Source organism: Peteryoungia wuzhouensis (assembly GCF_003205195.1).
In the GTDB taxonomy this organism is placed as follows: domain Bacteria; phylum Pseudomonadota; class Alphaproteobacteria; order Rhizobiales; family Rhizobiaceae; genus Allorhizobium; species Allorhizobium wuzhouense.
Map to the genome: position 1 here is coordinate 196,882 of NZ_QJRY01000001.1, position 22,423 is coordinate 219,304.

The 22,423-nt window shown below is 63.1% G+C and carries 26 protein-coding genes and 1 pseudogene; 15 read left to right on the plus strand and 12 right to left on the minus strand.

Annotated features, from left to right (window positions below; all coding sequences use genetic code 11):
- Window positions 1-12: 12 nt before the first annotated feature.
- Window positions 13-1,176, minus strand: a complete 1,164-nt coding sequence (locus tag DMY87_RS01050; protein WP_245408793.1) for a magnesium transporter CorA family protein — start codon at window positions 1,174-1,176, stop codon at window positions 13-15.
- 316 nt (window positions 1,177-1,492) lie between these two features.
- On the opposite strand from DMY87_RS01050, the gene DMY87_RS01055 reads away from it, so the two are divergent.
- From DMY87_RS01055 to DMY87_RS01070, 4 genes and pseudogenes are all read left to right on the plus strand, one after another.
- A complete protein-coding gene (locus tag DMY87_RS01055) occupies window positions 1,493-2,101 on the plus strand; it encodes a winged helix-turn-helix domain-containing protein (protein ID WP_110789443.1) in 609 nt (202 codons plus the stop codon).
- A complete protein-coding gene (locus tag DMY87_RS01060) occupies window positions 2,098-3,309 on the plus strand; it encodes an MFS transporter (RefSeq protein WP_110789444.1) in 1,212 nt (403 codons plus the stop codon). Before DMY87_RS01055 ends, DMY87_RS01060 begins: the two co-directional genes overlap by 4 nt.
- Window positions 3,310-4,727: 1,418 nt before the next feature.
- A pseudogene (locus DMY87_RS24615) lies at window positions 4,728-6,020 on the plus strand (methyl-accepting chemotaxis protein); the annotation flags it as partial.
- A 170-nt stretch (window positions 6,021-6,190) separates the two neighbouring features.
- The gene (locus DMY87_RS01070; RefSeq protein WP_110790321.1) at window positions 6,191-6,397 is read left to right on the plus strand and encodes a hypothetical protein; all 207 of its coding nucleotides are present in this window, start codon (window positions 6,191-6,193) and stop codon (window positions 6,395-6,397) included.
- A gap of 39 nt (window positions 6,398-6,436) precedes the next feature.
- Here the strand turns inward: DMY87_RS01070 and DMY87_RS01075 are convergent, their stop codons facing one another.
- Together DMY87_RS01075 and DMY87_RS01080 are read right to left on the minus strand one after the other, a co-directional pair.
- Window positions 6,437-7,033, minus strand: a complete 597-nt coding sequence (locus tag DMY87_RS01075) for a hypothetical protein (protein WP_110789445.1) — start codon at window positions 7,031-7,033, stop codon at window positions 6,437-6,439.
- On the minus strand, window positions 7,027-7,629 hold the full coding sequence (locus DMY87_RS01080) for a type VI secretion system-associated protein TagO (RefSeq protein WP_165826117.1): 603 nt from the start codon (window positions 7,627-7,629) through the stop codon (window positions 7,027-7,029). The genes DMY87_RS01075 and DMY87_RS01080 overlap by 7 nt, the downstream gene beginning before the upstream one ends.
- A 356-nt stretch (window positions 7,630-7,985) precedes the next feature.
- Here DMY87_RS01080 and DMY87_RS01085 point away from each other — a divergent pair, with 356 nt between their 5' ends.
- Window positions 7,986-8,234 carry a DUF982 domain-containing protein gene (locus DMY87_RS01085; RefSeq protein WP_110789447.1) on the plus strand — a complete coding sequence of 83 codons (249 nt, stop codon included), beginning with the start codon at window positions 7,986-7,988 and terminating at the stop codon, window positions 8,232-8,234.
- A gap of 125 nt (window positions 8,235-8,359) precedes the next feature.
- On the opposite strand, the gene DMY87_RS01090 is transcribed toward DMY87_RS01085, so the two are convergent.
- The 5 genes from DMY87_RS01090 to DMY87_RS01110 form a co-directional block, all read right to left on the minus strand.
- Window positions 8,360-8,797 carry a YqaA family protein gene (locus DMY87_RS01090; protein ID WP_110789448.1) on the minus strand — a complete coding sequence of 146 codons (438 nt, stop codon included), beginning with the start codon at window positions 8,795-8,797 and terminating at the stop codon, window positions 8,360-8,362.
- 474 nt (window positions 8,798-9,271) lie between these two features.
- Window positions 9,272-9,565 carry a hypothetical protein gene (locus tag DMY87_RS01095; RefSeq protein WP_205908123.1) on the minus strand — a complete coding sequence of 98 codons (294 nt, stop codon included), beginning with the start codon at window positions 9,563-9,565 and terminating at the stop codon, window positions 9,272-9,274.
- Window positions 9,566-9,728: 163 nt separating this feature from the next.
- The gene (locus DMY87_RS01100) at window positions 9,729-9,989 is read right to left on the minus strand and encodes a hypothetical protein (protein ID WP_110789449.1); all 261 of its coding nucleotides are present in this window, start codon (window positions 9,987-9,989) and stop codon (window positions 9,729-9,731) included.
- Window positions 9,990-10,175: 186 nt separating this feature from the next.
- On the minus strand, window positions 10,176-11,231 hold the full coding sequence (locus DMY87_RS01105; RefSeq protein WP_110789450.1) for a hypothetical protein: 1,056 nt from the start codon (window positions 11,229-11,231) through the stop codon (window positions 10,176-10,178).
- 435 nt (window positions 11,232-11,666) lie between these two features.
- Window positions 11,667-12,056, minus strand: coding sequence for a hypothetical protein (locus DMY87_RS01110; RefSeq protein WP_110789451.1), 390 nt, complete (start codon window positions 12,054-12,056; stop codon window positions 11,667-11,669).
- 270 nt (window positions 12,057-12,326) lie between these two features.
- Here DMY87_RS01110 and DMY87_RS01115 point away from each other — a divergent pair, with 270 nt between their 5' ends.
- The 6 genes from DMY87_RS01115 (at window position 12,327) to DMY87_RS01140 (ending at window position 16,402) form a co-directional block, all read left to right on the plus strand.
- Window positions 12,327-13,889 (plus strand): helicase HerA-like C-terminal domain-containing protein, encoded by a 1,563-nt coding sequence (locus tag DMY87_RS01115; protein WP_110789452.1) that lies wholly within the window; start codon window positions 12,327-12,329, stop codon window positions 13,887-13,889.
- A 189-nt stretch (window positions 13,890-14,078) separates the two neighbouring features.
- The gene (locus DMY87_RS01120; protein ID WP_245408794.1) at window positions 14,079-14,885 is read left to right on the plus strand and encodes an EAL domain-containing protein; all 807 of its coding nucleotides are present in this window, start codon (window positions 14,079-14,081) and stop codon (window positions 14,883-14,885) included.
- Between the two features lie 44 nt (window positions 14,886-14,929).
- Window positions 14,930-15,250, plus strand: coding sequence for a YnfA family protein (locus tag DMY87_RS01125; RefSeq protein ID WP_110789454.1), 321 nt, complete (start codon window positions 14,930-14,932; stop codon window positions 15,248-15,250).
- Window positions 15,251-15,309: 59 nt separating this feature from the next.
- Window positions 15,310-15,558 carry a BrnT family toxin gene (locus DMY87_RS01130; protein WP_110789455.1) on the plus strand — a complete coding sequence of 83 codons (249 nt, stop codon included), beginning with the start codon at window positions 15,310-15,312 and terminating at the stop codon, window positions 15,556-15,558.
- On the plus strand, window positions 15,555-15,863 hold the full coding sequence (locus tag DMY87_RS01135; protein ID WP_110789456.1) for a BrnA antitoxin family protein: 309 nt from the start codon (window positions 15,555-15,557) through the stop codon (window positions 15,861-15,863). Before DMY87_RS01130 ends, DMY87_RS01135 begins: the two co-directional genes overlap by 4 nt.
- A gap of 50 nt (window positions 15,864-15,913) precedes the next feature.
- Window positions 15,914-16,402, plus strand: a complete 489-nt coding sequence (locus DMY87_RS01140; RefSeq protein WP_110789457.1) for a GNAT family N-acetyltransferase — start codon at window positions 15,914-15,916, stop codon at window positions 16,400-16,402.
- Here DMY87_RS01140 and DMY87_RS01145 read toward each other — a convergent pair.
- Window positions 16,380-17,015 carry a LysE family translocator gene (locus DMY87_RS01145; RefSeq protein ID WP_110789458.1) on the minus strand — a complete coding sequence of 212 codons (636 nt, stop codon included), beginning with the start codon at window positions 17,013-17,015 and terminating at the stop codon, window positions 16,380-16,382. The two genes, DMY87_RS01140 and DMY87_RS01145, sit on opposite strands and share 23 nt — an antisense overlap.
- 122 nt (window positions 17,016-17,137) lie before the next feature.
- Between DMY87_RS01145 and DMY87_RS01150 the strand changes: the two genes are divergently transcribed.
- Entirely contained in the window at window positions 17,138-17,845 is a 708-nt protein-coding gene (locus DMY87_RS01150) for a helix-turn-helix transcriptional regulator (RefSeq protein ID WP_110789459.1), read from the plus strand.
- 91 nt (window positions 17,846-17,936) lie between these two features.
- Here the strand turns inward: DMY87_RS01150 and DMY87_RS01155 are convergent, their stop codons facing one another.
- Both DMY87_RS01155 and DMY87_RS01160 read right to left on the minus strand, forming a co-directional pair.
- Window positions 17,937-18,989 (minus strand): fatty acid desaturase, encoded by a 1,053-nt coding sequence (locus tag DMY87_RS01155; protein ID WP_110789460.1) that lies wholly within the window; start codon window positions 18,987-18,989, stop codon window positions 17,937-17,939.
- Between the two features lie 324 nt (window positions 18,990-19,313).
- Window positions 19,314-19,805, minus strand: a complete 492-nt coding sequence (locus DMY87_RS01160) for a histidine kinase (protein ID WP_110790322.1) — start codon at window positions 19,803-19,805, stop codon at window positions 19,314-19,316.
- A gap of 494 nt (window positions 19,806-20,299) precedes the next feature.
- Between DMY87_RS01160 and DMY87_RS01165 the strand changes: the two genes are divergently transcribed.
- The 3 genes from DMY87_RS01165 (at window position 20,300) to DMY87_RS01175 (ending at window position 21,457) form a co-directional block, all read left to right on the plus strand.
- Window positions 20,300-20,509, plus strand: a complete 210-nt coding sequence (locus DMY87_RS01165; protein ID WP_110789461.1) for a cold-shock protein — start codon at window positions 20,300-20,302, stop codon at window positions 20,507-20,509.
- A 238-nt stretch (window positions 20,510-20,747) separates the two neighbouring features.
- Window positions 20,748-20,993, plus strand: a complete 246-nt coding sequence (gene rpsU / locus DMY87_RS01170) for a 30S ribosomal protein S21 (RefSeq protein WP_110789462.1) — start codon at window positions 20,748-20,750, stop codon at window positions 20,991-20,993.
- A 233-nt stretch (window positions 20,994-21,226) separates the two neighbouring features.
- Window positions 21,227-21,457, plus strand: coding sequence for a hypothetical protein (locus DMY87_RS01175; RefSeq protein WP_110789463.1), 231 nt, complete (start codon window positions 21,227-21,229; stop codon window positions 21,455-21,457).
- A gap of 179 nt (window positions 21,458-21,636) precedes the next feature.
- On the opposite strand, the gene DMY87_RS01180 is transcribed toward DMY87_RS01175, so the two are convergent.
- Entirely contained in the window at window positions 21,637-22,413 is a 777-nt protein-coding gene (locus tag DMY87_RS01180; RefSeq protein ID WP_110789464.1) for a VOC family protein, read from the minus strand.
- Window positions 22,414-22,423 lie beyond the last annotated feature (10 nt).

Consider the following 22,423-nt stretch of genomic DNA (forward strand, 5'->3'; position numbering starts at 1 on the left):
CCGTCTTGCCCCTTACAGCCAGCCGCGCCGGCGGAAATAGAGGAAAGGCAGCAGCGCCGAGAGCACCATGAAGCCCAGCGCCATCGGATAGCCGATGGCCCAGTTGAGCTCCGGCATGGACTGGAAGTTCATGCCGTAGATCGAGGCCACCAGCGTCGGCGGCAGGAAGGCGACCGAGGCGACGGTGAAGATCTTGATGATCTGGTTCTGTTCGAGATTGATCAGACCCAGCGTCGCATCGAGCAGGAAGTTGATCTTGCCCTGGAGGAACTGGGCATGATCGCCGAGGGAGGTCGCGTCGCGCTGCAAAAGCTTGATGCGCTGTCGGGTGTCCTTGGCGGCCTTGCGCCCAGGGATTTCGAGCGCTGCGTGATAGGCCACGAGGCGCGAGATCGAGACCAGGCTTTCGCGGGTCGCGGTCAGGAGATCCCCCTTGCGGCCGATCTGCTCGATCAGGCCTTCGAGGTCACGCGAGGATTTATCCTTGTCGCCGGAAGTGCCTGCCGACTTGCCATTGCCCTTGCGGCTGCGGAAGACCTCGCGGGAGACGGCATCGATCTCGTTGCCGCAGCGCTCCAGGACATCGGCCATGCGGTCGATGATGGCTTCCAAGAGGCCGAGCATGACCGTTTCGCCGGACGAGCAGACGAGGCCGTTGCCGCGCCTGGCGCGGGCGACGAAGGCGGCGAAGGGTTTGGGGTCGGCATAGCGCACCGTGACCAGCGTGTTGCCTTTCAGGATGAAGGTGACCGGGGTTTTCACCGGATCATCGCCATCCAGGCCTGCAAGGGCGGTCATGGTCATGAATTCGGCGCCGTCCTCCTGATAGAGCCGGGCGGAGAGCTCGATCTCCTCCATCTCGTCACGGGTCGGAACGGCGATGCCGAGGCTTGCCTCGACCAGCTTGGTTTCGCGCAGCTCGGGGCTGACGAGATCGTGCCAGACGGGCACGGCACGGGGCTTTGCCACGGTTGCGGGCGCGGATGTCGCAGGGGCGGCCGTCAGGACTTCACCGTCGAGGGCATCGTTGGCCGGGGCATTGGCCGACAGGATTTGCGTGGTGTCGGGATCGCCGGTTTCGGGTGCCAGGGTCTCGGGACCATCAAGCGCAGGGCTTGCGGGCGCCGGATCGAAGGGCACGAGATGATCGGCTTCGCGGGAAAACGAGCGCAGCATGGGCTTCTCCTTCAGCGACCGATCAGCCGCCGCAGCCCCTGCACTTCCAAGGACTAGAGACGGGCCATCGGCCGGATATGTGACGTCGAACTTCGACTGTCGGGGTTCATCTTTCTGTCCTCTTGTCTGGCACGCTTGGAAGGGCGCGCCTCACGCTGGATAAATGTGCCTGTGTCGAGGAAATGTCAAGCGGGAGCATGGGCTTGCCGCGCGTGCGAAGCGACCGCTGGCGACGCTGTCTCGTAGGCCCGTGAGCGCCGCCTGGACAAATGCAAAGAAAGATTTGCAAATATTTCTTTGCGGTCTATGCTGAGACATGACCCAACGTGATATTCCCCAGCTCAATGCCAGCATCGGCACGCTCAAGGCGCTGGCGCACCCTGATCGATTGAACATCCTCGGAAATCTGCGCGTCTCCGGGCCTTCGACGGCAAGCCTCCTGGCGCGGCGCTTCGGGCTCAACTCCGGTGCCACCAGCTATCATCTGCGCCAGCTCGAAAAATACGGATTGGTCGAAGAGGCGCCTGAACTCGGCAATCGGCGAGAGCGGTGGTGGCATGCGCTGCACGAAACAACATTTTACGAGACCGCCGATCTCGACGGCGATGCGCTCGAGGCCGGCATTGCGTTCAACCAAGCCGTGCTGGCGACCCATATGCATATGATGCAGCGCGCCCAGGAGGCCTATCGTGGACTCGACACTGCGTGGCGGAAAGCCTCGACCAACAGCGACGTCATCATCCCCCTCAATGCGGCGGCTGCGGAGACGCTGACCAACCGTATCATGGGCCTGTTAATGGAAGCCAAGGCCGCCAGCCCGCCGACGGGCGTCCCCCTGCCCGCCGACACCCGCCCGGTCGCCTATGTGCTTTACGCCTTCCCGCATCCCGATGCAGAGGCCGAGGTCGGAGCCGACGAACCTTGACGCGTCATCCGGTCTTCGTGTTGGCGCTGGCCGACATCATATCCCTGCTCGGCAGCCGCCTGTCGATGATCGCTATCCCCTGGTTGGTGCTGACCACGACCGGGGATCCGATGCGGACCGGGATCATCGGCTTTGCCGAGATGCTGCCTTATATACTGGCCAAAGGTCTGGGCGGGCCCCTGATCGACCGGGTGGGGGCGCGCGTCGTCGCCATGACCGCCGATATGGGTTCGACGATCGTGGTCACTCTCGTGCCTCTCCTCCATTTCAGCGGGGCCCTCAGTTTCGAAATCCTGGTGCCGATCGTCGTTGTTCTCGGAGTTCTGCGCGGCCCTGCCGATGCAGCAAAGCAGGCCATGGTGCCGGCCGTCGCGACACTGGCCGGCGTAAAGCTTGAGCGCATCACCGGCCTGATGGGGATCATCGACCGGCTTGCTGGGACAGCGGGTGCCGCCGCAGCCGGGGCGCTTGTTGCCGTGTTTGGCGCGGCACCCGCCATCATCCTCACGGCCGGCGCTTACTGCCTCGCCGCCCTGATCATCGCGTTCGGGCTTAGGCTGCACCCTGTCCAGCGGGCCGAGGTCGCAGGTGACCAGCGCTATCGTGTTCAATTCAACGAAGGCTGGCGCTTTTTCCGCCGCGATCCGGTTCTGGTGAGCATCGTGGCGATGGTGGCCGCCACCAATCTGATCGACCAGGCCTATGCCGCCGTGCTGGTCCCGGTCTGGGTCAAATCCGTCGGCAACGCGGCCCTTCTCGGCGCCGTGCTCGCCGTCTTTTCCGGGGCGGCGGTCATTGGCTCGGCCTTCGCCGCGTGGCTCGGACCGCGCCTGCCCCGCCTCCTGGTCTATACAGTGGCGTTTCTCGTCTGCGGTGCGCCGCGCTTTCTGCTGTTCGCTGTCGATGCGCCGCTCCCGGCTATCTTCTTCATGCTTTTGGTGACGGGTTTCGCCTCGGGCTTTCTCAACCCCATCATCGCGGCTGTGATCTTCGAGCGCATTCCCGCTCCGTTCGTCGGGCGCGTGAGTTCCCTCGTGGGGGCACTCACCTGGGGACTGATCCCGTTCGGCGGGCTTGTGGGCGGCGGGCTGATCACCACGATCGGGCTCTCCGCCGCGTTCGCAATCTGCGGTGCCTTCTACTTCGTCGTCACCATGCTGCCGCTGGCCGTGCCCGCCTTCCGGGCGATGGCTGCGCCTTCACGGTAGGGAGAACCGGGAACCGCTGCAAACGGCCCAGCTTCTGGGATACGGCGAACGCGCTATCGATTCGCTGAGGCAGCCATGCAACCGCGACTACAATTAGCTTTTATCAAATGAATTCAACAATCAGCGTCGCAGTGCATCACCACTTTTTGGTCTAGCGTGTTCTGCATTAAAATCTGTCGCATTTATGCGACGCTTCAAATTTAGCTTATCCTTCATTACCCATAATATTAAGTTGCGAAACCCAGGCTCCGGGGTCTCAGGCGGACGACCGCCGCTGAACAAGGAGCCATCACGTGCGCATACAGTCCATTCAATCGAAGATCGCCCTGCTTGCCGGCGTCTGCGTCGTTGCGGCGAGCAGCGCGCTGGTCGGCTACAGCATCGTCTCTGCCGCAAAGAGCCAGGCCTTTGTCGGCGACCATGTCGCAAGCCTGACGGAGGAGGCGACGAAGACGCAGTTGAAGACGTTGACGCTCGCTCAGGCGTCGCTGATCCGGGCGCCGCTCGACACGGCCTTCGATGCGGCCCGCAACATGGCCCGGATGTTCGAGATTTCAGCGGTGAATGACGGCGGCGTCACGCCCGCTGTCGGCCAGCAGCGGGCCCGGTTCAATGCGATCCTGCTCAATGTGCTCAAGGACAATCCCGGCTTTAACGGCACCTATAGCGCCTGGGAGCCCGACGCGCTGGACGGCCAGGACAGGCTGTTCCGCGACCGGAAGGACGTGGGTTCGGATATGACCGGGCGGTTCCTGCCCTACTGGACCCGTGGCGCCGACGGCACGCTCGCGGTGCAGCCGCTCGTCGAATATGACAGCACGGCGCTGCATCCCAACGGCGTGATGAAAGGCGGCTGGTATATCGGCCCGCAGGGCGGCGGCGGCGAGAGCATCCTCGATCCCCTGCCCTATGTGGTCCAGGGCAAACCGGTCTATCTCGCCACCATGTCGGTTCCCATCACCGTCGACGGCAAATTTGTCGGGGTGGCAGGCGCCGATTTCGATCTGACCTTCGTGCAGAAGCTGGCGAGCGAGGTGAAGGCCTCGATCTATGGCGGCAAGGCGAGCGTCGACATCGTCAGCTACAAGGGGCTGGTGGTGGCCTCCAGCGACCATCCGGAGGCGATCGGCAGCGCCTATGACCGGATCAACACGGACGCTACGACGCTTCTGTCCTCCATCCAGGCCGGGCGCGCGGATGTCGCCGGCAATGCCGACAGCTTTACCGCGCTTTCTCCGATCGTCATCGGCCGGACGAAGACGCCGTGGTCCGTGGTCATCGAGGTGCCGCGCGCGGTTGCCATGGCGGAGGCCACGGCGCTGACCGCCTCGCTCGCTGGCCGCAACACTGCCGATACGCAGTTCCAGATCCTGGTCGGGCTTGTCATTGCCGCCGGTGGCATCGCCGCCATGTGGTTCGTTGCCCGCAGCATCGCCTCGCCGATCCGGCAGATGACCGCGGCCATGGGCCGGCTGGCGCAGAATGACGTTTCCATCAAGGTGCCGGGGCTTGGCCGGATCGACGAGATCGGCGCCATGGCGGCGGCCGTCTCGGTCTTCCGGGAAAACGCTATAGAGAAGGCGGAGATGGAGCGCGAGGCCGAGGCCAATCGTTCGCTCAGCGAGCGCGAGCGGCTGCAGCGGGAGGCGGACAAGGCACGCGAGGCGGCCGAATCGCAATTCGTCGTCGATGCCTTGGCGGAGGGGCTGAAGAAGCTTGCCGACGGCGACGTCGCCTACCGGATCTCCACACCCTTTGCCGCGCATCTCGACCGGCTGCGGACCGACTTCAACACTTCGCTCGCCAAGCTGCATGAAGCGCTGCAGGCGGTGATGGAGAACGCGCGCGGCATCGACAATGGCGCCAATGAGATCCGCTCGGCGGCGGACGATCTCGCCAAGCGCACCGAACAGCAGGCGGCCTCCGTCGAGGAGACCGCGGCGGCGCTCGAAGAGATCACCACAACGATGCGCGATTCCACCCGTCGGGCCGAAGAGGCCGGGCACCTGGTGGCCCAGACCAAGACCGGTGCGGAAAAGGCAGGCCATGTGGTGCGCAATGCCGTGCATGCCATGCAGCAGATCGAAAAGTCGTCGGGCGAGATCTCCAACATCATCGGCGTGATCGACGAAATCGCCTTCCAGACGAACCTTCTGGCGCTCAATGCCGGTGTGGAAGCGGCGCGGGCGGGCGACGCCGGCAAGGGCTTTGCCGTCGTTGCCCAGGAGGTGCGGGAACTGGCGCAGCGTTCCGCCAATGCGGCGAAGGAGATCAAGGCGCTGATCAGCACATCCGGCGAGCAGGTGCGCAGCGGCGTTGCGCTGGTCGACGAGACCGGACGCTCGCTGGAGATCATGGTGAGCGAGGTGCAGCAGATCAACGCCCATGTCAGTGCCATCGTCGAGGCCGCCCGCGAACAGTCTGTGGGGATTCAGGAGATCAACACCGCCGTCAACACGATCGACCAGAGCACGCAGCAGAATGCGGCGATGGTGGAGGAGACAACGGCTGCAAGCCACAGCCTGGCGAGCGAGGCCGATGCGCTCAACACGCTGATCGCGCAGTTCAATCTTGGACCACAGACCGGCAGCCAGGCAGCGGTGCGGCTGGTCAGCCAGACCGCCCATGCGGTCCCCTCACCGGCCAGAGCGCTGGGGCAAAAGCTGGCGACCACATTTGCGACCGCCGCGCATTCCTGGAAGGAGTTCTGAACGGGCGACGCCGGGCCTCACCAGCCCGGCGTCCGCTGGCCTCAAGGGGCGCTTCGCCGCCCGGGCACCCCCTTGTCACCTCCCGGCAAAGCATGGCACAGACCGGCACCAACCCGTTTCGTCACCCGGCCTGCCCGGCAACTCCCCGGAGAGATCTCATGATCAAGATCATGGTCCTTTTGCATGCCGCCCAGGGCACCGACTGGCAGCCGCCGCCGAAGGGCACCAGTCTGAAGACGCTTTTCGAGGCGGAGGCGCAGGGTTTCATCCAGGTCCGCGGCGAGTTCCAGAAACGGCAGATGCGCCTGACCAAGCTGGGCAGCGACACGGTGGAGCGCGACCGGCGGCGGCTTCAGGCCCGGCGGCAGGCGGACTGAGGGGCGCTCGGATGCAACCCCAGATATTTCCTCCGCTTGCTATTCGATCTGCGTGCCTGGGAGCAGCCAGCGCGGATAGACGACATCATTGAGGGTGTTCAGCATCTTGCCGGTGTCGCCCAGCAGCAAGCCGTCATAGGGCGGCGCAATGCGTTGGCCTGTGCCATAGAAGCGCATCGCATCAACAAGATCGCGGTTGAGCGCGTTGGGATTTTGCCCGGCACCCTGAACGCCCCAGACGAACTGGCAGCCGATCCGGTGCAGGGCGCCGTAGGGGATCTCGAAAATCCCCTTGCCCGCATCGGTCAGAACCAGTTTCGTATAGTCCGGCCGCACCACCCGGCCGATGACGAGGATCGTGCGAATTGAGGCCAGCGCTGTGACCTTTCCCGGATATTTGAGGATATCGAGCCATAGCTCATCGCCGACCGCCGTCACGGAAAAGCTGATGCCGTCGAAGACGGGAGCCGTGTCGAGGAAGTCCTGCAGATCGTCCAGCGAAACTGAGTCAACCGCGTGTTCCGGCAGCGTGCCGGGCCAATAGTCACCGGCGCAGCTTTCGGGGCCGGCAGTGGCCGGACCGGCCGAAATTAAAGCGAGCGCCAGCCAGAGCGCGGGAAGACGGCGCCTCACCATTTGCAGTATCCCCGGATCTTCTGAATGTGAGCCGAGACATCGCCGAGGTCGAATTCGGCGTCGACGCGATCCTTGTCCTCAATGCGCACGGCTAGGCGGACATTGTCCTTCAGGCGCTTGAGGAAGGGGATCGCTTCGCCACCGCTCCACAGACCGACAGCCTTGTAGTTGGTCGATCTGCTCCAGCGTTCCGTGCGGGCCGGTTCGTCGCCGACACGGATGGTGACGGTCGGGCGTTCGCTGATCATGAACATGCTGGTGACGAAGACTACGCTGGTGGTGTTTTCCGCACATCGCACAACCAGGTACATTTCTGCATCGCCGATGCCGGACGTGGTCACGGTTTTCGGGCTCAGTCCGGCGGTGAACTTGATGCTGTCGTCGAGGGGCGATTTATCCTCTTCTATGTGCCAGATGACGGCCGGCGGCGCGGCGGGAGGCGCCTTGTCCGGTGTCGCCGCTCCGGCAGCGGTTCTCGGAAACAGCGAATCGAAACAGGTCAGACGCTGCAGCGAATCGTCGATCGCCGAACAGGCCTTGGCGTCCTGTCCCGAGCGGGCAGAACAGCCGCCGCAAACAGAATGCCGATCAGCCACAACTGACGCTTCATGCTGCCCCCTTGCGATCTTCTTCGATCGTACACACGCCCCATCGCAATGATGCACGTATTTCGGGAAATCCGTCAAGAAGAACACGCATATCCAGCCGGAAATTTGCAACTTCGAATAGAGGTGAAATAGCACTCGTCCCGAAAAACCGTGCATACGGTTCAACCGCTCTGTCCACGCACAGCCCCTCGCGCCGGCCAAAACGGGTGTTTCAAGAGGGTGGCGGACCGGGCCGGGAGGGCTTATAGAGGGCCCGAGCGGGTCTCCGGGCGTTCACTGGCGCCTCCCCTGCAGCCCTCGACACCCCTGCCCTGCCGCCTGCCGGCCCGACGAGAGAGACGACCATGCGCACCACCTGGAGCAAACCCGTGATCCTGCATGCGATCGGCGAAGACGGCGAGGATGTGGTGGTGGAAAACTCGCTCGGCGCCTCCTGGGCGCTGATCGAGGACTGGCCGGAAGAGGATGGCGAGGCGCTGGATAAGGCGCTTCTGGTGCTGGCGGCCGTTGCCCAGGGCAAGGCCAAGGAAGAAGACGGACGCAAGGCGCTGATTTCGGCGGCGATCGAAGCGGGCGTGAAGTATACGGCCTGAGGGCGAATCGCAGACCGGCCTCCGGCAGCGTCCGGCGGGCGCGGCAGGTTCGAGCCCGTTGCTGCGACCGGGCAGCCTGTCCGGTCATGCCGGCAAGTGGCCCACTGACATCAGGCGCTCGGATATCACATCAGCCCGAGCGTGACCGCCACCAGCACCGCGTAACGGCCGAATTTGGCGATGGTGACCAGCGCCAGAAAGCGCCAGAACGGCACGCGCAGGACGCCGGCTGCGAGCGTGATCGGATCGCCGATCACAGGCATCCAGGACAGAAGCAGCGACCAGAGACCGAAACGGCGATACCAGCCGGAGGCCTTGTCCAGGGTTTTTGGCGAGACGGGAAACCAGGATTTTTCGCTGTAACGCTCGATGAAGCGGCCGAGCAGCCAGTTCACCACCGAGCCCGCCACATTGCCCAGCGTCGCGACGATGAGAAGGGCCGCAAGCGGATGGCGACCGGTCATGACGAGGCCGACCAGCAGCGCTTCCGACTGGGCGGGCACCAGCGTGGCGGCGAGGAAGGCGGCCAAGAAGAGGCCGACATAGCTGGCGAGATCGATCAACACCGCCGCTGTCTATCTTGCGTGAAGGGCGGTGGCAATCGGAACGCGGGTCCATGGGAGCTGGCACGCAAGGGAGATTGGACGCGTTAAGGGTGTGCGGCCTGGGGCTGGAGAGAACGGCGTCGATCACCGGTCTTTTCTGCCATATGCCGTCGGCGCACCGCACGAAACCGGAAAAAGCCGCCATGCTCGGGGGCAGGAGCATGGCGGCCTAAATGGCCACCCCCATGGGGGACGGCCGGAGGGCGAGGCAAGGCCTGGAGTATGTCCGGCGAAAACGGGGCGCCTTCCATGCTCTCTTTGTCCTTAAGCAATCCGGGACGCGAAAACGGAGTCGGCTTCAATGCTCTATGTCTTTGTTTTCACGCAATTCCGAACGCAAAACCGCCGCGCACTTTTGCTGGAATTGCTCAATGTCTTTGTTTTCACGCAATCCGGGACGCGAAACCGCTGCGCCCTTTTGCCAGGCTAGCTCTAGACGACGCGGCGTGCCGCCTGTTCGACGGCGGACTGAGAGCCGCGTTCGCCATCGCCATATCCCTGATCGGCATCCTCATCGGGCGCGTGATCGCGCACGGCATGCGGGGTCGGCGTGGTGATGGCGCCATGACCGGGATCGTTGACATCCTGGCCCATGCTGCCGTTTTCATCCGGCATGCGTTCGCGTGCGCTTTCAACCCGGCGGCGGTTGCGCTCCATGTTGGCGGCTTCGATGAGGTCGGTCAGTTCGGCTTCGGACAGGGCGGAGAGGTCGAAAGGGCTGGCCATGGGGATCTCCTCGGTTGGGGATAGGCGGCCGGGCACTCCGGCATCGTCATTTCGTCTTCAACGCATCGCGGCGGGAAAAGTGCCGTGCGCGTTTGCTGCGTTCCGTTCTCTCCGAAGGCTGTCGCCGCAGCGACCAAGCCCGCAGCGCCAGGGCGAACAGACTTCACCGCTCCGGGTTGTCGGCATTCGCCATGGGGGACGGGCGGCCGTCTTTTTCGTCCTCGCCCTGACGCTGGTCGATGTCTTCCATGTCGGTGTCGACGAGGTAGGTGTCGGTTGCGCCAAGGCGGGTCGCTTCGCGCAGCGCGTCGTGATTGGTCGTATCGGCCTGCGGGGCGTGCGCTTCGTCGATGCCCTTGTGGCCGCTATCCGGCGCGGAGGACGCATTGCGCGTTTCGTGGTGGGTCATGTCGGTCTCGGTCATGGCATTCCTCCGTTTTTTTCCATTGTTAGGCGGAGCATCAACGACGAGGCCGGGTGCTTCGTTCCCAGGGTCTTTCCGCTCGCCCCTGGCCGGGCATGATCAGCAGGCATCAGAGGGCATGAACAGAGACAGCCGCCGGGTCGCCCCGGCGGCTGTCGCATGTGATCAGGATCTCTGCTGCCCTTGTCAGGGGCCAAACACAAGACTGGAGCTTGTCGCATTTCCAGTCACAATACCGCTCGAACCATTGTGCGTGACCGTCAGGGACTTCGCCGTTGCAATCTTCTCATCCAGGTAACTCGTCAACTGAGCCATTCGCATCTGCCCTGACATGACCTTGGTCTTCATGTCTTCGATGACGGCTCTCTCTGCCGAAATGTCGTAGATAAAGTGATACTGCTCCAACACCTTCATCCGATCATCGATTTCCTTCTGCTCGGCCGCCGTCAACTCCCTGGTCGCGGGCTGCACCAAGGCGGTCAAGAAGGTTGCAAGGCTCGACAACGGATCAATCTGGCCCGGGCTGGTGGATACGGAGCTGCCGGAAATTGTTATGCCGCTCGACATTCGGTTGGATTGGACTCCGGTGTGATCATTGTCGCTCTCGCTGCGTACGACTTCGAACGTAGGCTTATGGTCGGGAACAGGGATGATTGGGGCCCCAGCCCCTGTCCCGGGGAGCGGGCCGGCGCCTGTGCCCGGCGAACCACCAGCATCCGGATCGGGCGAGCCGGAGCCGCCGCCTGTGTCCGGAGAACCGCCAGCATCCGGATCGGGCGAGCCAGAGCCGCCGCCTGTGTCCGGAGAACCGCCGCTGCCGCCATTCGGATCAGGCGAGCCGCCGCTGCCGCCGTTCGGGTCAGGCGAGCCGCCACTGCCGCCGTTCGGATCGGGTGAGCCGGTGCCGCCGCCGTTCGGATCAGGCGAGCCGCCGCTGCCGCCGTTCGGGTCGGGCGAGCCGCCACTGCCGCCGTTCGGATCAGGCGAGCCGGTGCCACCGCCGTTCGGATCGGGTGAGCCGCCGCTGCCGCCGTTCGGATCGGGCGAGCCGGTGCCACCACCATTGGGGTCGCTCGTATCTGACGTATCCACCTGGATAAGATGGGCGCTGCCGCGCTTTACGTCCAGTTGCAACAGCCGGAAAGGTGTTGCAGAAGCTGCAATCGGGGCAAGGCCAGCCGTCCCCGCCATGGCCAGCACAAGCATTTTCGCAAGGCTGGATCTGTGCATGGTGTGATGCATCGTTATGTTTCCTTGAAAAGGTCTGATTGCAAATTGTCACGCAAAGCCTCCCCCGAGGAACGAGGCCGGCATATAAACAAACTCGAACAAATGCGAATCATACGTATAGATTTACTTCTCCTGTATATTTGATTCTTTCTGTTTTCAAATATGTCTTCACGTATTTCTTCGTTCGACATATTCGAAATTTATAAAAAACAATTGATTATCTTCATACTCTCAGATACGCGTATGTAATTCCGAGCATAGCTTTCGCTTCAAAGGGAAATCGAGGAAGAGTTGATCGATGTCATTTTCCATCGATGCCTGCGGGATCCATGGCAGATCATGCACGCAGTCTGCGGGGCCGCGCCGGCACCCTGCCCTTTCGCCCGAAACGCAAAAAAGCCGCCGAGTTGCCCCGACGGCTTTTTGATCATTGCTGATCCGGATGGATCAGACGAACTGGCTGAGGCCCGGAACCGAGGCCACGACTTCATCCACGACATCCGCGCCGGCATATTCGCGGGCAACTGCCATGGTTTCCTTGGCGAGGGTGGAGATTTCGCCCATGCCGAGCCCTTGAGACATCAGCTGCTGGCCGAGGCCCATGATGCCGCCGCCGCCGATGGCGCTCATCAGGCCGCCGAGCAGGCCCTTGCCGGCGCCTTCGCCATTGTGCTTGGCGACCAGTTCGGCCGCACCCGGGATCGCTTCGATCATCTTGGCGACCGGGCCGTCTGCGGCTTCACGCTGCAGGAAGCCGAGCATCATGCCAAGCGCCGTTTCAGCCTTGTCCGGGGAAATGCCGACATTGTCGGCGATGCGGGTGACGATTTCGCTCATGGTAGTCCTCCTGCGGGATATTTGACGTTAACGTCAACGTAATAGAAGTCGATGGCGAACTCAAGCGTCGCTGCGCGTTGCGCGATAAAAATGCCGGGGAATTTCGGCCGGATTCCGCATGCGCGATCGCCCCGACCTCTCCGCCCCTCTGGCCCGCCGCCTGACGCGCCGAAAGCGCTGCGCGACCGTTGTCGATGTTCCACACTATCCTTATAAGAGCAAGCTCAAGTGTCGATGACATATCCGCACGAGCGATGGGAGAGCATACGCATGCTGCAAGAGGGTTCGCTTTATCTCGGCACCAGCCGCAATCCGGACGACAGCCTGAACAAGGCCGAATACATGGCGCTGAAATACGGCAACCGCCACGGTATCGTCACGGGCGCGACCGGCACCGGCAAGACGGTGACGCTGCAGGTGCTGGCGGAGAGCTTTTCCGAAGCCGGCGTGCCGGTCTTTGCCTCCGATATCAAGGGCGACCTGTCCGGGATCGCGGCCATGGGCGAGCCGAAGGACTGGATCACGCAGCGGGTGCAGCAGATCGGCTTTACCGATTATGCGCCGGCCGAATTCCCCGTGATCTTCTGGGATCTCTATGGCGAAAAGGGTCATCGCGTTCGCACCACCGTCGCCGAGATGGGGCCGCTTCTTCTGTCGCGGCTGATGAATGCGACCGAGGCGCAGGAAGGCGCGCTCAACATCGCCTTCAAGATCGCCGATGACGGCGGCTTGCCGCTGATGGACCTGAAGGACCTGCAGGCGCTGCTCACCTATATGGCCGAGCATGCCACCGAGCTTTCCAGCCAGTTCGGCCTGATCTCCAAGGCCTCGATCGCCACACTTCAACGTGGTTTGCTGATCCTCGAGCAGCAGGGGGCGGAGAATTTCTTCGGCGAGCCGGCGCTGAAAGTCACCGACATCATGCGCACGACCAATGACGGGCGTGGCGCGATCTCTATCCTCGCCGCCGACAAGCTGATGATGAACCCCAGGCTTTACGCCACCTTCCTGCTCTGGCTCTTGTCGGAGCTGTTCGAGGAACTGCCTGAAGTGGGCGACCTCGACAAGCCGAAGCTCGTCTTCTTCTTCGACGAGGCGCATCTCTTGTTCAACGACGCGCCCAAAGTGTTGATCGAGCGGGTCGAGCAGGTGGTGCGCCTGATCCGCTCCAAGGGCGTCGGCGTCTATTTCGTCACGCAGAACCCGCTCGATGTGCCGGAAACCGTGCTCGCCCAGCTCGGCAACCGGGTGCAGCATGCGCTGCGCGCCTATACACCGCGCGAGCAGAAGGCGGTGAAGACGGCGGCGGATACCTTCCGCCCGAACCCGGCCTTTGATTGCGCGACCGCCATCACCCAGCTCGGCATCGGCGAGGCGCTTGTTTCGACGCTGGAGGCGAAGGGCATTCCCTCGATGGTGGAGCGCACGCTGATCCGTCCGCCGTCCGGCCGGGTCGGGCCGGTCAGCGATGCCGAGCGGCAGAAGGTGATGAACCTCTCGCCGGTTGCCGGGCAATATGACGCCGATCTCGATTCGGAATCGGCCTACGAAATCCTGACGGCGCGGGCGAAAAAGGCGGCGGAGGCGGACGCCGCCAAACGCGAGGCCGAGACGGGCGCCAAGGCAGACGACAGTGCCGCCGGCCGCTGGACCCTGCCCGGCTTTGGCGACGACCCGAAGGAGAGCGATGGCGAACGCCCGGCGACGAAGCGCGCCGGCGGCTATCAGCGCGAGACGGTGATCGAGGCGGCGATGAAGAGTGCGGCGCGGTCGGTTGCGACCTCGGTCGGGCGGGCGCTGGTGCGCGGGATTCTGGGCAGTCTCCGGCGCTGAGGGCGGCGGGGACCCACGATCCGGCACGGCCTGTGCCGAGGTGAGACAGGTGCAAAGTCAGGGCCAAAAAGTGAAAGATGAAAGCTTATCCTCATGTTTTGTGATTTGTTCATCTCCGGGCAACCCTTCCTGGTGTAAAGTGGGCGGTGACATTGTGTCGGTGTCCGCCGGTGCGGCATGAGGTGGAGCGTGGACAGCAGTCTGGATCAACTCGTTCTGGTGAACAATGCGAAGCGGGCGCTTGATCGCGGCCACTTCGAATTGATCTATCAGCCGGTCTATTCGGTGGACCACCGCGAGGTGGACAGCCTGGAGACGCTTTTGCGCTGGCGCACCCGGCCAAACATGCTGGCCGCCGCCCAGGAGTTTCGCGCCATCTTCCACGATCCGGCGCTGTCCCTGTCGATCCGGGATTTCGTTCTGGAAAAGACCCTGTCGCAGGCTGCGCAATGGCGCGCCGCAGGGCACGATTTCGGCCGCATTGCCGTCAACACCACCGCCTTCGACCTCTGCTCCGGCGATTTTGCCCTGTGGCTGTCGGAGATGATGGACGCCCATAACCTGACTGCCGACATGCTGGAAATCGAAGTGCCGGAAACCGCCTTCTACGGGCCGCAGGCCAAGAAGGTGGGACTGGCGCTCGAGGCGCTGCATTATTGCGGCTTCTCGCTGGCACTCGACAATTTCGGCGCGACCCATGCGGGGCTTTCGGCGCTCAGGCAGCATCCGTTCCGGCGGCTGAAGATCGATCACGGCCTGATGCGCAGCGCGCTCACCAATCCGGTCGACAAGGCGATCGTCAAACATGTGATTTCGCTCGGCCACGATCTCGGGCTGATCGTGACAGCCGCCGGGGTCGAGAACGAAGACCAGATGGAAACCGCCGTGCAACTCGGCTTCGACAGCGTGCAGGGCTTCTTCGTCTGCTTCCCGAAGGAAGCCGAGATGGTGCCGCGCGTCTGCCAGATCCTCAATCTGCAGGGGCGCTCTGCCTGAGGTTTGTCCTTTCGCCCGAATAGTCGACATGGCAGGATCAGTTTATGACCTTGCTGATCTATCCCCTCGCTGCTCTTGCGGAAATCGCCGGCTGTTTCGCCTTCTGGGCCTGGCTGAAGCTCGACCGTTCGCCATTGTGGCTTATGCCCGGCCTTGTCTCGCTTGCCCTTTTTGCCTGGCTTCTGACGCTGGTGCCATCCGAGGCTGCGGGCCGCGCCTATGCGGCCTATGGCGGGGTCTATATCGCGGCGTCGCTTCTCTGGCTGTGGCTGGTCGAGGGACAGCGGCCCGACAGGTTCGACCTTGTCGGGGCGGCGATCTGCCTTGTGGGGGCGGCGGTGATCCTGTTGCCAGCCCGGAACTGAGCGGTTTCCCCTCAATCGACAGGATGCCGGCTTGCGGAATTTCCGTATATACATAAAATATGATCATCGTCTGGGATGAACCGAAGCGGCTTGCCAATATCGAGAAGCATGGTCTGGATTTCGCCGACCTGTCGCTCGACTTCTTCGATCGCGCGCTGATCCGCTCGGCAAAACGGGGACGCCTGCAGGCGATCGGACGGCTGGAGAACGGCGTGGTCGCCGTCATCTTCGTTCATCTCGGCACGCAAGGCCTGTCGATCATCTCGATGCGGACGGCCCATGCCAAAGAAAGGACGTGGTTGCGATGAAGGCGCAGAAGCCCAAAACCGATGGTTTCGTCGAAGGACGCGGTTATACCCGCGCGGACTGGGACGAAGTGAGCGACAACCCCGAAATGACAGAGGCGGAACTCAAGGAATTGCGCCCCTTCCGCGAGGTGTTTCCCGAACTGGCTGCCTCGATCGACCGCAAGCTCGGACGACCGAAGGCGGACAGCCCGAAGAAGGCGATCAGTCTGCGGCTCGATGCGGAAGTGATCGAGCGATTCAAGGCGGGTGGCGAGGGATGGCAGTCGCGGATGAACGAGGCGCTGCGCAAGGCGGTCGGGCTTTGAAAGCGCCTGGCCATCCGCAATCAGACCCTTTCCCTGATCCCGACAGACCCATGCAGACCGCTCTCCGCATCATCCAGGAATCCCCGCGCCAGGCGGGTGTCATCCGGTTGCTGGAACAGTCGAACGCCTATGCAGCCTCGCTTTATCCGGCGGAGAGCAATCATATGCTGCCGCTCGACGAAATCGAACAGCAGAATGTCTCCTTCTTCGTGGCGCGGGCGGGCGACGCGATCCTCGGCTGTGCGGCCCTTGTCGGCCAGGGCGACGGGACCGGCGAGATCAAGCGCATGTTCGTCGACGAGGTGGCCCGCGGGCTGAAGCTGGGCAAGCTGTTGCTGGCGCGGCTGGAAGAGGAAGCGCTGCGACGACAGATCCATATCCTCCGGCTTGAGACGGGCATCTATCAGCCGGAAGCAATCGGGCTTTATCGCAAAGCGGGCTATCTCGAGATCCCGCCCTTCGGCGGCTACACGGCCGATCCGCTCAGCCTCTTCATGGAAAAGCGCCTGGAAGCCATCACCAGCCCTGCCAGCTCCTGACCAGCATGTAAGCCGCGACAGCCACCAGCAGCCAGCCGGCAGCACGGCCGATGGCAATGGTGAGGCCGGGGTTTGAGACCAGCGCCTCGCGGCCCCGGGCGGCGGCGAGCGCTAGGCCGCCATAGACGATTAGTTGGATGGCCATGGTGAGGGCGCCCATGACGAGGGCCTGTGACCAGAAGGGGCCATAGACCGGCTTCATGAATGGCGGATAGACGGCGAGGATGAAGGTCCAGGCCTTGGGGTTGAGCAGGCAGGTGAGCAGCCCCTGCGCGAAGATCTTGATCGTGGCGCGGCGCGCTTCGCCTTCGACATGGTCGACGGTGATGCTGCTGCGGGCGAGGCTCATCCCGATCCAGATCATATAGCCTGCGCCAAGCACCAGCATCACAGGGCTTAGCGTCGGGATGAGCGTCGAGAGCGCTGCCACGGCGACAGTGCCTAAGAGCGTGTGGCAGGCGCCGCCGGCCATCATGCCAAAGGTGGCGGCCAGACCGGCGCGGCGGCCGCCGGTCAGCGCATTGGCGAGAACGAAGAGCATATCCATGCCGGGGACGACGATGATGCCGGTGAGAAGCAGGGTGAAAAGCCAGAGGTTTTCGGTGTAGGTCATGTCAGTTGCCTGTCGTGTCTGATCTGTCTGATGACTCGATCACGCCGGTTTTTCAGCGTGTTGGGGCGTGCTATACAGAGGGCCAACTGACAGAGATGTGTCAGGAGTGACGAGGTGACCGCATGCGCAAGGCCTCCCGGCTATTCGAAATCATCCAGATCCTCAGGCTCGCCAACCAGCCGCTAACCGCACAGCAGATGGCCGAGCGGCTGGAGGTCAGTGAGCGCTCGATCTACCGCGACATCGCCGCGCTCCAGGCGATGCGCGTGCCAATCGAGGGCGAGCGCGGCATCGGCTATATCCTACGGCCCGGTTTTCACCTGCCGCCGTTGATGTTTTCCGCGGAGGAGACGGAGGCGATCGTGCTTGGCATGGCGCTCAACAAGCGCACCGGCGACCGGGAGCTCGGCGAGGCTTCGGGTCGCGTGCTCGACAAGATCGCGGCGGCCCTGCCTGCCCCCTTGCGCCAGGCGCTCTCGTCGCGCGCGCTGCATGCCTGGGGCAGCGCCATCCCGACTGCCGACGCGGTCGATCTCGGCCTTGTGCGCCGGGCGATCCGCGACGAGGAGAAACTGGCGATCGACTATCGCGACGAGCAGGCCAATGTGACCCATCGGATCATCCGGCCGGTTACGCTGATCTATTATTCCGAGGCGGCGGTGGTCGTCGGCTGGTGCGAGCTGCGCGACGGCATCCGCAATTTCCGCATCGACCGGGTGCTCACCTGTGAACCGACGGGCTCGGGGTTTGTTGGCGAGGGCGAGGCGCTCAGGCGGCTGTGGATTGCGGGGTGGCGGACAGGTGGCTCAACCGCGCCGGCCTCCGCCTGAAAGGCAACAAAAAAGCCTGCTGCACGGGTGGTGCGGCAGGCTTGTTTCTCTCGGCCAGACAGGCTTGCACCCTGCCATAGCCTGTTTTTAATCAGGCAACCACAGCCAGCCGGTTTGCCTCGCGGAACGACACGAGACGGCCGAGTTTTTCGTCCCAGAGCACGAGCTTCACGCAGGCGAAGCTTTCCTTCAGGGTGATGCGGCTGATGGTCTTCAGCTCCGGATGGTCGCGGAGAACCTCCGGCAGACGGTAGAAGGGGATCTTGCTCGACAGGTGATGCACATGGTGCACGCCAATATGGCCGGTCAGCCAGCGCAGGCCCCAGGGCAGATCGTAATGGGATGCGCCGTGGAGCGCTGCGTGCTGGAACTGCCATTCCGGCGGGGCCGACCAGTGGGTGTCCTCGAACTGGTGCTGGACATAAAAGAGCCAGATGCCGGCGGCACCGGCCAAGAGCACGATCGGCAGATGCACGACGAGGAAGGGCCAGAGGCCGACGGCCCAGATCATCAGGGCGGCGAAGAGCGCCATGCCGAGATTGGTGGCCATGGTCGAGATCCAGGGCAGCGCGCCTTCCTTCATCATGCCGATCGGCAGGCGCTGCTTCAAGAGGAAGACCCAGGCCGGGCCGACGCCGAAGAGGATGATCGGGTGGCGATAGAGGCGGTAGCCGAAGCGACCCCAGGCGGAGAGCGCCTTGTATTCGGCGACCGTGAGCGTAGTGATATCGCCGACGCCGCGTTCGTCGAGATTGCCAGCGGTGGCATGGTGTTCGGCATGCGCCCGGCGCCAGTAATCGTAAGGCGTGAAGGTGAGCACGCCCAGGATGCGGCCGGTCCAGTCGTCGACGCTGCGGCGGGCGAAGAAGGCGCCGTGGCCGCAATCATGCTGGATGATGAAAAGGCGCAGCAGGAAGGCGGCCGCCGGCACTGTCAGCACGAGGCCCGGCCAGAAGGCGAAATGGTAGCTCAAGAGCGCGCCGAGCCAGAGCATGACGAAGGGCACGATGGTGATGGCGAGTTCGAAAGTGCTGCGCGCCAGGCGCGGCTTGCGGTAGGCATTGACGATCTTCAGCCACATCTTCGCGTCGGGTGTCTCGTCCGCGATGGCAATGTCGTTGCTGTAGTCGATAGCGGCACTCATGCGGCACCTCCAGACAAAGGATGGCGACGCTCGGTCGCAAGACGGATTGCAACGTGCAACAGCAGCGCACGCGGCTCTGGGCATCCAAGGGAGAGGCCCGAAGGGGTGGTCATGGTCGGCTGGCTTTCGTGACGGGAGAAATCGGCCCGCCCTCCCAGGAACGGGTGCGCCCTCCTAGCAGGTCGCGCGCCGCTTGTCGCCCCGGAACTCGGATGCTCGGCCGGATGCGGCAATTTCGACCGATGCGCAGGACAACATGAGAACGCAAAACGCCCCGGCGGACGAGAGCCGGGGCGTCGATGACTGGAGGGCAAAGACCCGTGATCAGCCGGCCGGCTTGATCGAAGACAGGATCTTGTTGACTTCCGGCATATTCTTTTCTTCGGTTTCGGCCGATGCCCAGTAGGTGACGATGGCGATCTTCTCGGGCGAGAGGGTCACGATGCCGACGCCGATGGTGACCGGGCCTTCCTTGTCGGTGCCCTTCCACGACAGGGTCTCGTAGGCCATGCCGTTCTGTTCGCCCTTCGATTCGGTCTGGCTGGCCGGATCCGGGGTCACGCCGTTCTGTTCGAGGAACGCGAAGGTGTCGCTGATGACCTTTTCCATGTCTTCCGCGCCGGCGACGTCGAAGGAGATGTAGGTGCCGTGGTCGGGCGAATTGCCTTCGACGCCGTAGTCGGTTTCGGTCGGCTGCCAGTCATCCGGGATTTCGACGGTGGCCGCCGGCTCGTCCGAGGGGAAGGTGAAGGTGCCGGCGAGCGAGGTGCCCGCGGTCAGGAGGATGATTGCCGTGGTGGCAAGAAACTTGTTCATCGGATGTGCCCGTTGGTGAGAGATGGTCCAGCGCAAAACGCCTGCGGCCACTCGGCTCTCAGACGATCACGCAGGCGGCTTCATAGCAGGTGTCCGTGAAGAATCGTTGTACTCTTTTTGTAGAGACTGACAGCATTTGCAAATATATTGCGATAAGGTGAATAAAGAGATGGCGCGGTCGGCAAGGGGTCTGCAAGGCGCCGTTACCGGTGAAACCGATCGTTGTGCCGGGGAGAAACCGGACCGGGAATGATCGGGAAAGACCCTATTCTCCAAGCGATTGGGTGATTGCCGGCAGGCGGCCCGCCACGGCAAGTCCTGCCGGCGGCGGATTTTCACTTGTCACCACGAGGCAGAGTCCCTATATTGCCGCCATCGAAGATTGCGAGTGACTTTGTCTACGCGCCTCAAGCGCACGCCAGATTTCCTTCAACGTCGATATACCGCCGGTCGAATGTCTCTCCGGCAAGCCCAACGATTGAAAGGAAATCGTTATGAACACAGGTACCGTCAAGTGGTTCAACAGCACCAAGGGTTTTGGCTTCATCCAGCCGGATGAAGGCTCTGCCGACGTGTTCGTCCACATCTCCGCAGTTCAGCGCGCTGGCATGCGTGACCTCGTCGAAGGTCAGAAGATCGCTTACGATCTGGTCCAGGACAAGCGTTCGGGCAAGAGCTCGGCCGACAACCTGCGCGCCGCTTAAGGATTTGTCGCTCGCCCCGCTCTTCGTCGTTTCGTCGGCTTGCGGGGTAGAGTGACGAGGAAAGGTCGGGTGTTGCCCGGCCTTTTTTGTTTTGTCTATGGCCTGCCGACAGGTTATACGACAGCCCATTCATCCCGACCCGTTCGGGATCTTCGCCGGGGCTTGGCGCGTTTTCTCTTACGCACCCCTCATCCGAAACTCGAGATAATCGGGCCCCAAGCCCGGAAAGGAAACGACCGTGCAAGTTCTCGTTCGTGACAACAACGTCGACCAGGCACTCCGCGTGCTCAAGAAGAAGATGCAGCGCGAAGGCCTGTTCCGCGAAATGAAGGCGCGCAGCGCATTCGAAAAGCCGTCGGAAAAGCGCGTTCGCGAAAAGGCAGAAGCCGTTCGCCGTCAGCGCAAGCTGGCGCGCAAGAAGATGCAGCGCGAAGGCCTGCTGCCGGCGCCGAAGAAGGCTGCCGTTCGCGGCGGCGCTCGCTAAGACCGCCCAATCCATCCGTGCGCCCCAGGGCGCGCGGATCGCCTGCCGACTGTATTCCGTCCCCACTCCGTCCCGTCGGGGCACGCCCGTCGACTGAGAGCATCCGTTTCAAGCGGCGCCCCTTAAATGCTCTCCCTGTTTGTTTTTCCGCATTTCCGCCCGCAAAGCCGCTTCATCCTTTTGCTGGAAATGCCCCAGAGCCGACACGCACATCCCTGCAGGAAGGACCGGACATGACCGCCACCAAAGACACGTTTTTCAAGCCTGAAAAGGTTTCGCCCCAGGACAAGGCGGCCACGACCGACAGCGTTGCACGTTCGCTGATCGAGGCCGAAGCCGTGGCGCGCGAGAAGAAGACCGAAGCCTTGAAGGCGCTGCGCCTTCAGCGCGAGGCACTGGAAGCCGAAAACGCCCCGGCGCCGAAGAAGCGCGCCGTGCGCAAGGCTGCCGTCAAGCGCGGCTGACGGTCGAAACGACCCTCAGACATCCGACTATCCCGCCAGAGTTTCCCGCCGTGACCCGTCTCGACGGCTTCAGGCTGTGTCATTGATCCACAATCTGCAACGCCAGACCGGCATCTCCCCCATGGCTGGGAGAGAGCCGGCCAGCGCTTTGGCTGAAAACGCTCCAGGCGCAGTTGCGACTACCGCGCCCCTGCCGTCAGGTTGAAATAGGCGCCCTGCGGATCCTGGCAGGCAGCGATCCAGGAGCCACCCGGAACCGGGTGCGGCTCCATCAGCACCTGCCCGCCGAGCGACTTCACCTTTTCGACCGCCGCATCAATGGCCGGGACGATGAAGTAGAAACCCCAATAGGGCATGGGCATTTCCGGACGCTTCGTCATCATGCCGCCAATGCCACGCTCGCCCAGCTTGAAGGTCTGGTAGATGCCCATGGCGTCCATATCGACGGCCATGTCCTTCTGCCAGCCGAATCGGGCGGCGTAAAAGTCCCAGACCTTTTCCCAGTCGCCGGCCATCAGCTCGTTCCAACCCACGGTTCCGGTGCTGCCGGGGGTCGGCCAGCTGCCGGTCTCGCCATCGGGCATTTGGGGCGTCATGATGCAGACGACGGCCCCTTGCGGATCGGCGACCACGGCAAAACGACCGATGCCGGGAATGTCCTCCGGTGCACGATGGATGGCGCCACCATTGCTCTCGTATTCGGCTGCCGTCTTGTCGACGTCATCGACATGGATGTAGCCGGTCCAATTCGGGGGGATGCCCTGGCCCTTCATCTCATCGCTCAGCGTCATCATGCCCGTGACCCCCATCGGAAAGCCTGAAATGGCGAAGGTGGTGTAGGTAAAATCCCCCATGTCCATATCGGTCGGCTCCCAGCCCAGCAGCGGGCCGTAAAAGGCTTTGGCCGCAGCCGTGTCCGGGGTCATCAGTTCGTGCCAGATAAATGTGCCGTGCATGCGCAGTTCC

Coding starts and splice junctions, on each gene's coding strand:
- DMY87_RS01050 (WP_245408793.1), bottom strand. CDS start 1,176: ATGCTGCGCTCGTTTTCCCGCGAAGCCGATCATCTCGTGCCCTTCGAT.
- DMY87_RS01055 (WP_110789443.1), top strand. CDS start 1,493: ATGACCCAACGTGATATTCCCCAGCTCAATGCCAGCATCGGCACGCTC.
- DMY87_RS01070 (WP_110790321.1), top strand. CDS start 6,191: ATGGTCCTTTTGCATGCCGCCCAGGGCACCGACTGGCAGCCGCCGCCG.
- DMY87_RS01075 (WP_110789445.1), bottom strand. CDS start 7,033: ATGGTGAGGCGCCGTCTTCCCGCGCTCTGGCTGGCGCTCGCTTTAATT.
- DMY87_RS01085 (WP_110789447.1), top strand. CDS start 7,986: ATGCGCACCACCTGGAGCAAACCCGTGATCCTGCATGCGATCGGCGAA.
- DMY87_RS01095 (WP_205908123.1), bottom strand. CDS start 9,565: ATGGCCAGCCCTTTCGACCTCTCCGCCCTGTCCGAAGCCGAACTGACC.
- DMY87_RS01100 (WP_110789449.1), bottom strand. CDS start 9,989: ATGACCGAGACCGACATGACCCACCACGAAACGCGCAATGCGTCCTCC.
- DMY87_RS01105 (WP_110789450.1), bottom strand. CDS start 11,231: ATGCATCACACCATGCACAGATCCAGCCTTGCGAAAATGCTTGTGCTG.
- DMY87_RS01110 (WP_110789451.1), bottom strand. CDS start 12,056: ATGAGCGAAATCGTCACCCGCATCGCCGACAATGTCGGCATTTCCCCG.
- DMY87_RS01115 (WP_110789452.1), top strand. CDS start 12,327: ATGCTGCAAGAGGGTTCGCTTTATCTCGGCACCAGCCGCAATCCGGAC.
- DMY87_RS01125 (WP_110789454.1), top strand. CDS start 14,930: ATGACCTTGCTGATCTATCCCCTCGCTGCTCTTGCGGAAATCGCCGGC.
- DMY87_RS01130 (WP_110789455.1), top strand. CDS start 15,310: ATGATCATCGTCTGGGATGAACCGAAGCGGCTTGCCAATATCGAGAAG.
- DMY87_RS01135 (WP_110789456.1), top strand. CDS start 15,555: ATGAAGGCGCAGAAGCCCAAAACCGATGGTTTCGTCGAAGGACGCGGT.
- DMY87_RS01140 (WP_110789457.1), top strand. CDS start 15,914: ATGCAGACCGCTCTCCGCATCATCCAGGAATCCCCGCGCCAGGCGGGT.
- DMY87_RS01145 (WP_110789458.1), bottom strand. CDS start 17,015: ATGACCTACACCGAAAACCTCTGGCTTTTCACCCTGCTTCTCACCGGC.
- DMY87_RS01150 (WP_110789459.1), top strand. CDS start 17,138: ATGCGCAAGGCCTCCCGGCTATTCGAAATCATCCAGATCCTCAGGCTC.
- DMY87_RS01155 (WP_110789460.1), bottom strand. CDS start 18,989: ATGAGTGCCGCTATCGACTACAGCAACGACATTGCCATCGCGGACGAG.
- DMY87_RS01160 (WP_110790322.1), bottom strand. CDS start 19,805: ATGAACAAGTTTCTTGCCACCACGGCAATCATCCTCCTGACCGCGGGC.
- DMY87_RS01165 (WP_110789461.1), top strand. CDS start 20,300: ATGAACACAGGTACCGTCAAGTGGTTCAACAGCACCAAGGGTTTTGGC.
- DMY87_RS01175 (WP_110789463.1), top strand. CDS start 21,227: ATGACCGCCACCAAAGACACGTTTTTCAAGCCTGAAAAGGTTTCGCCC.
- DMY87_RS01180 (WP_110789464.1), bottom strand. CDS start 22,413: ATGCACGGCACATTTATCTGGCACGAACTGATGACCCCGGACACGGCT.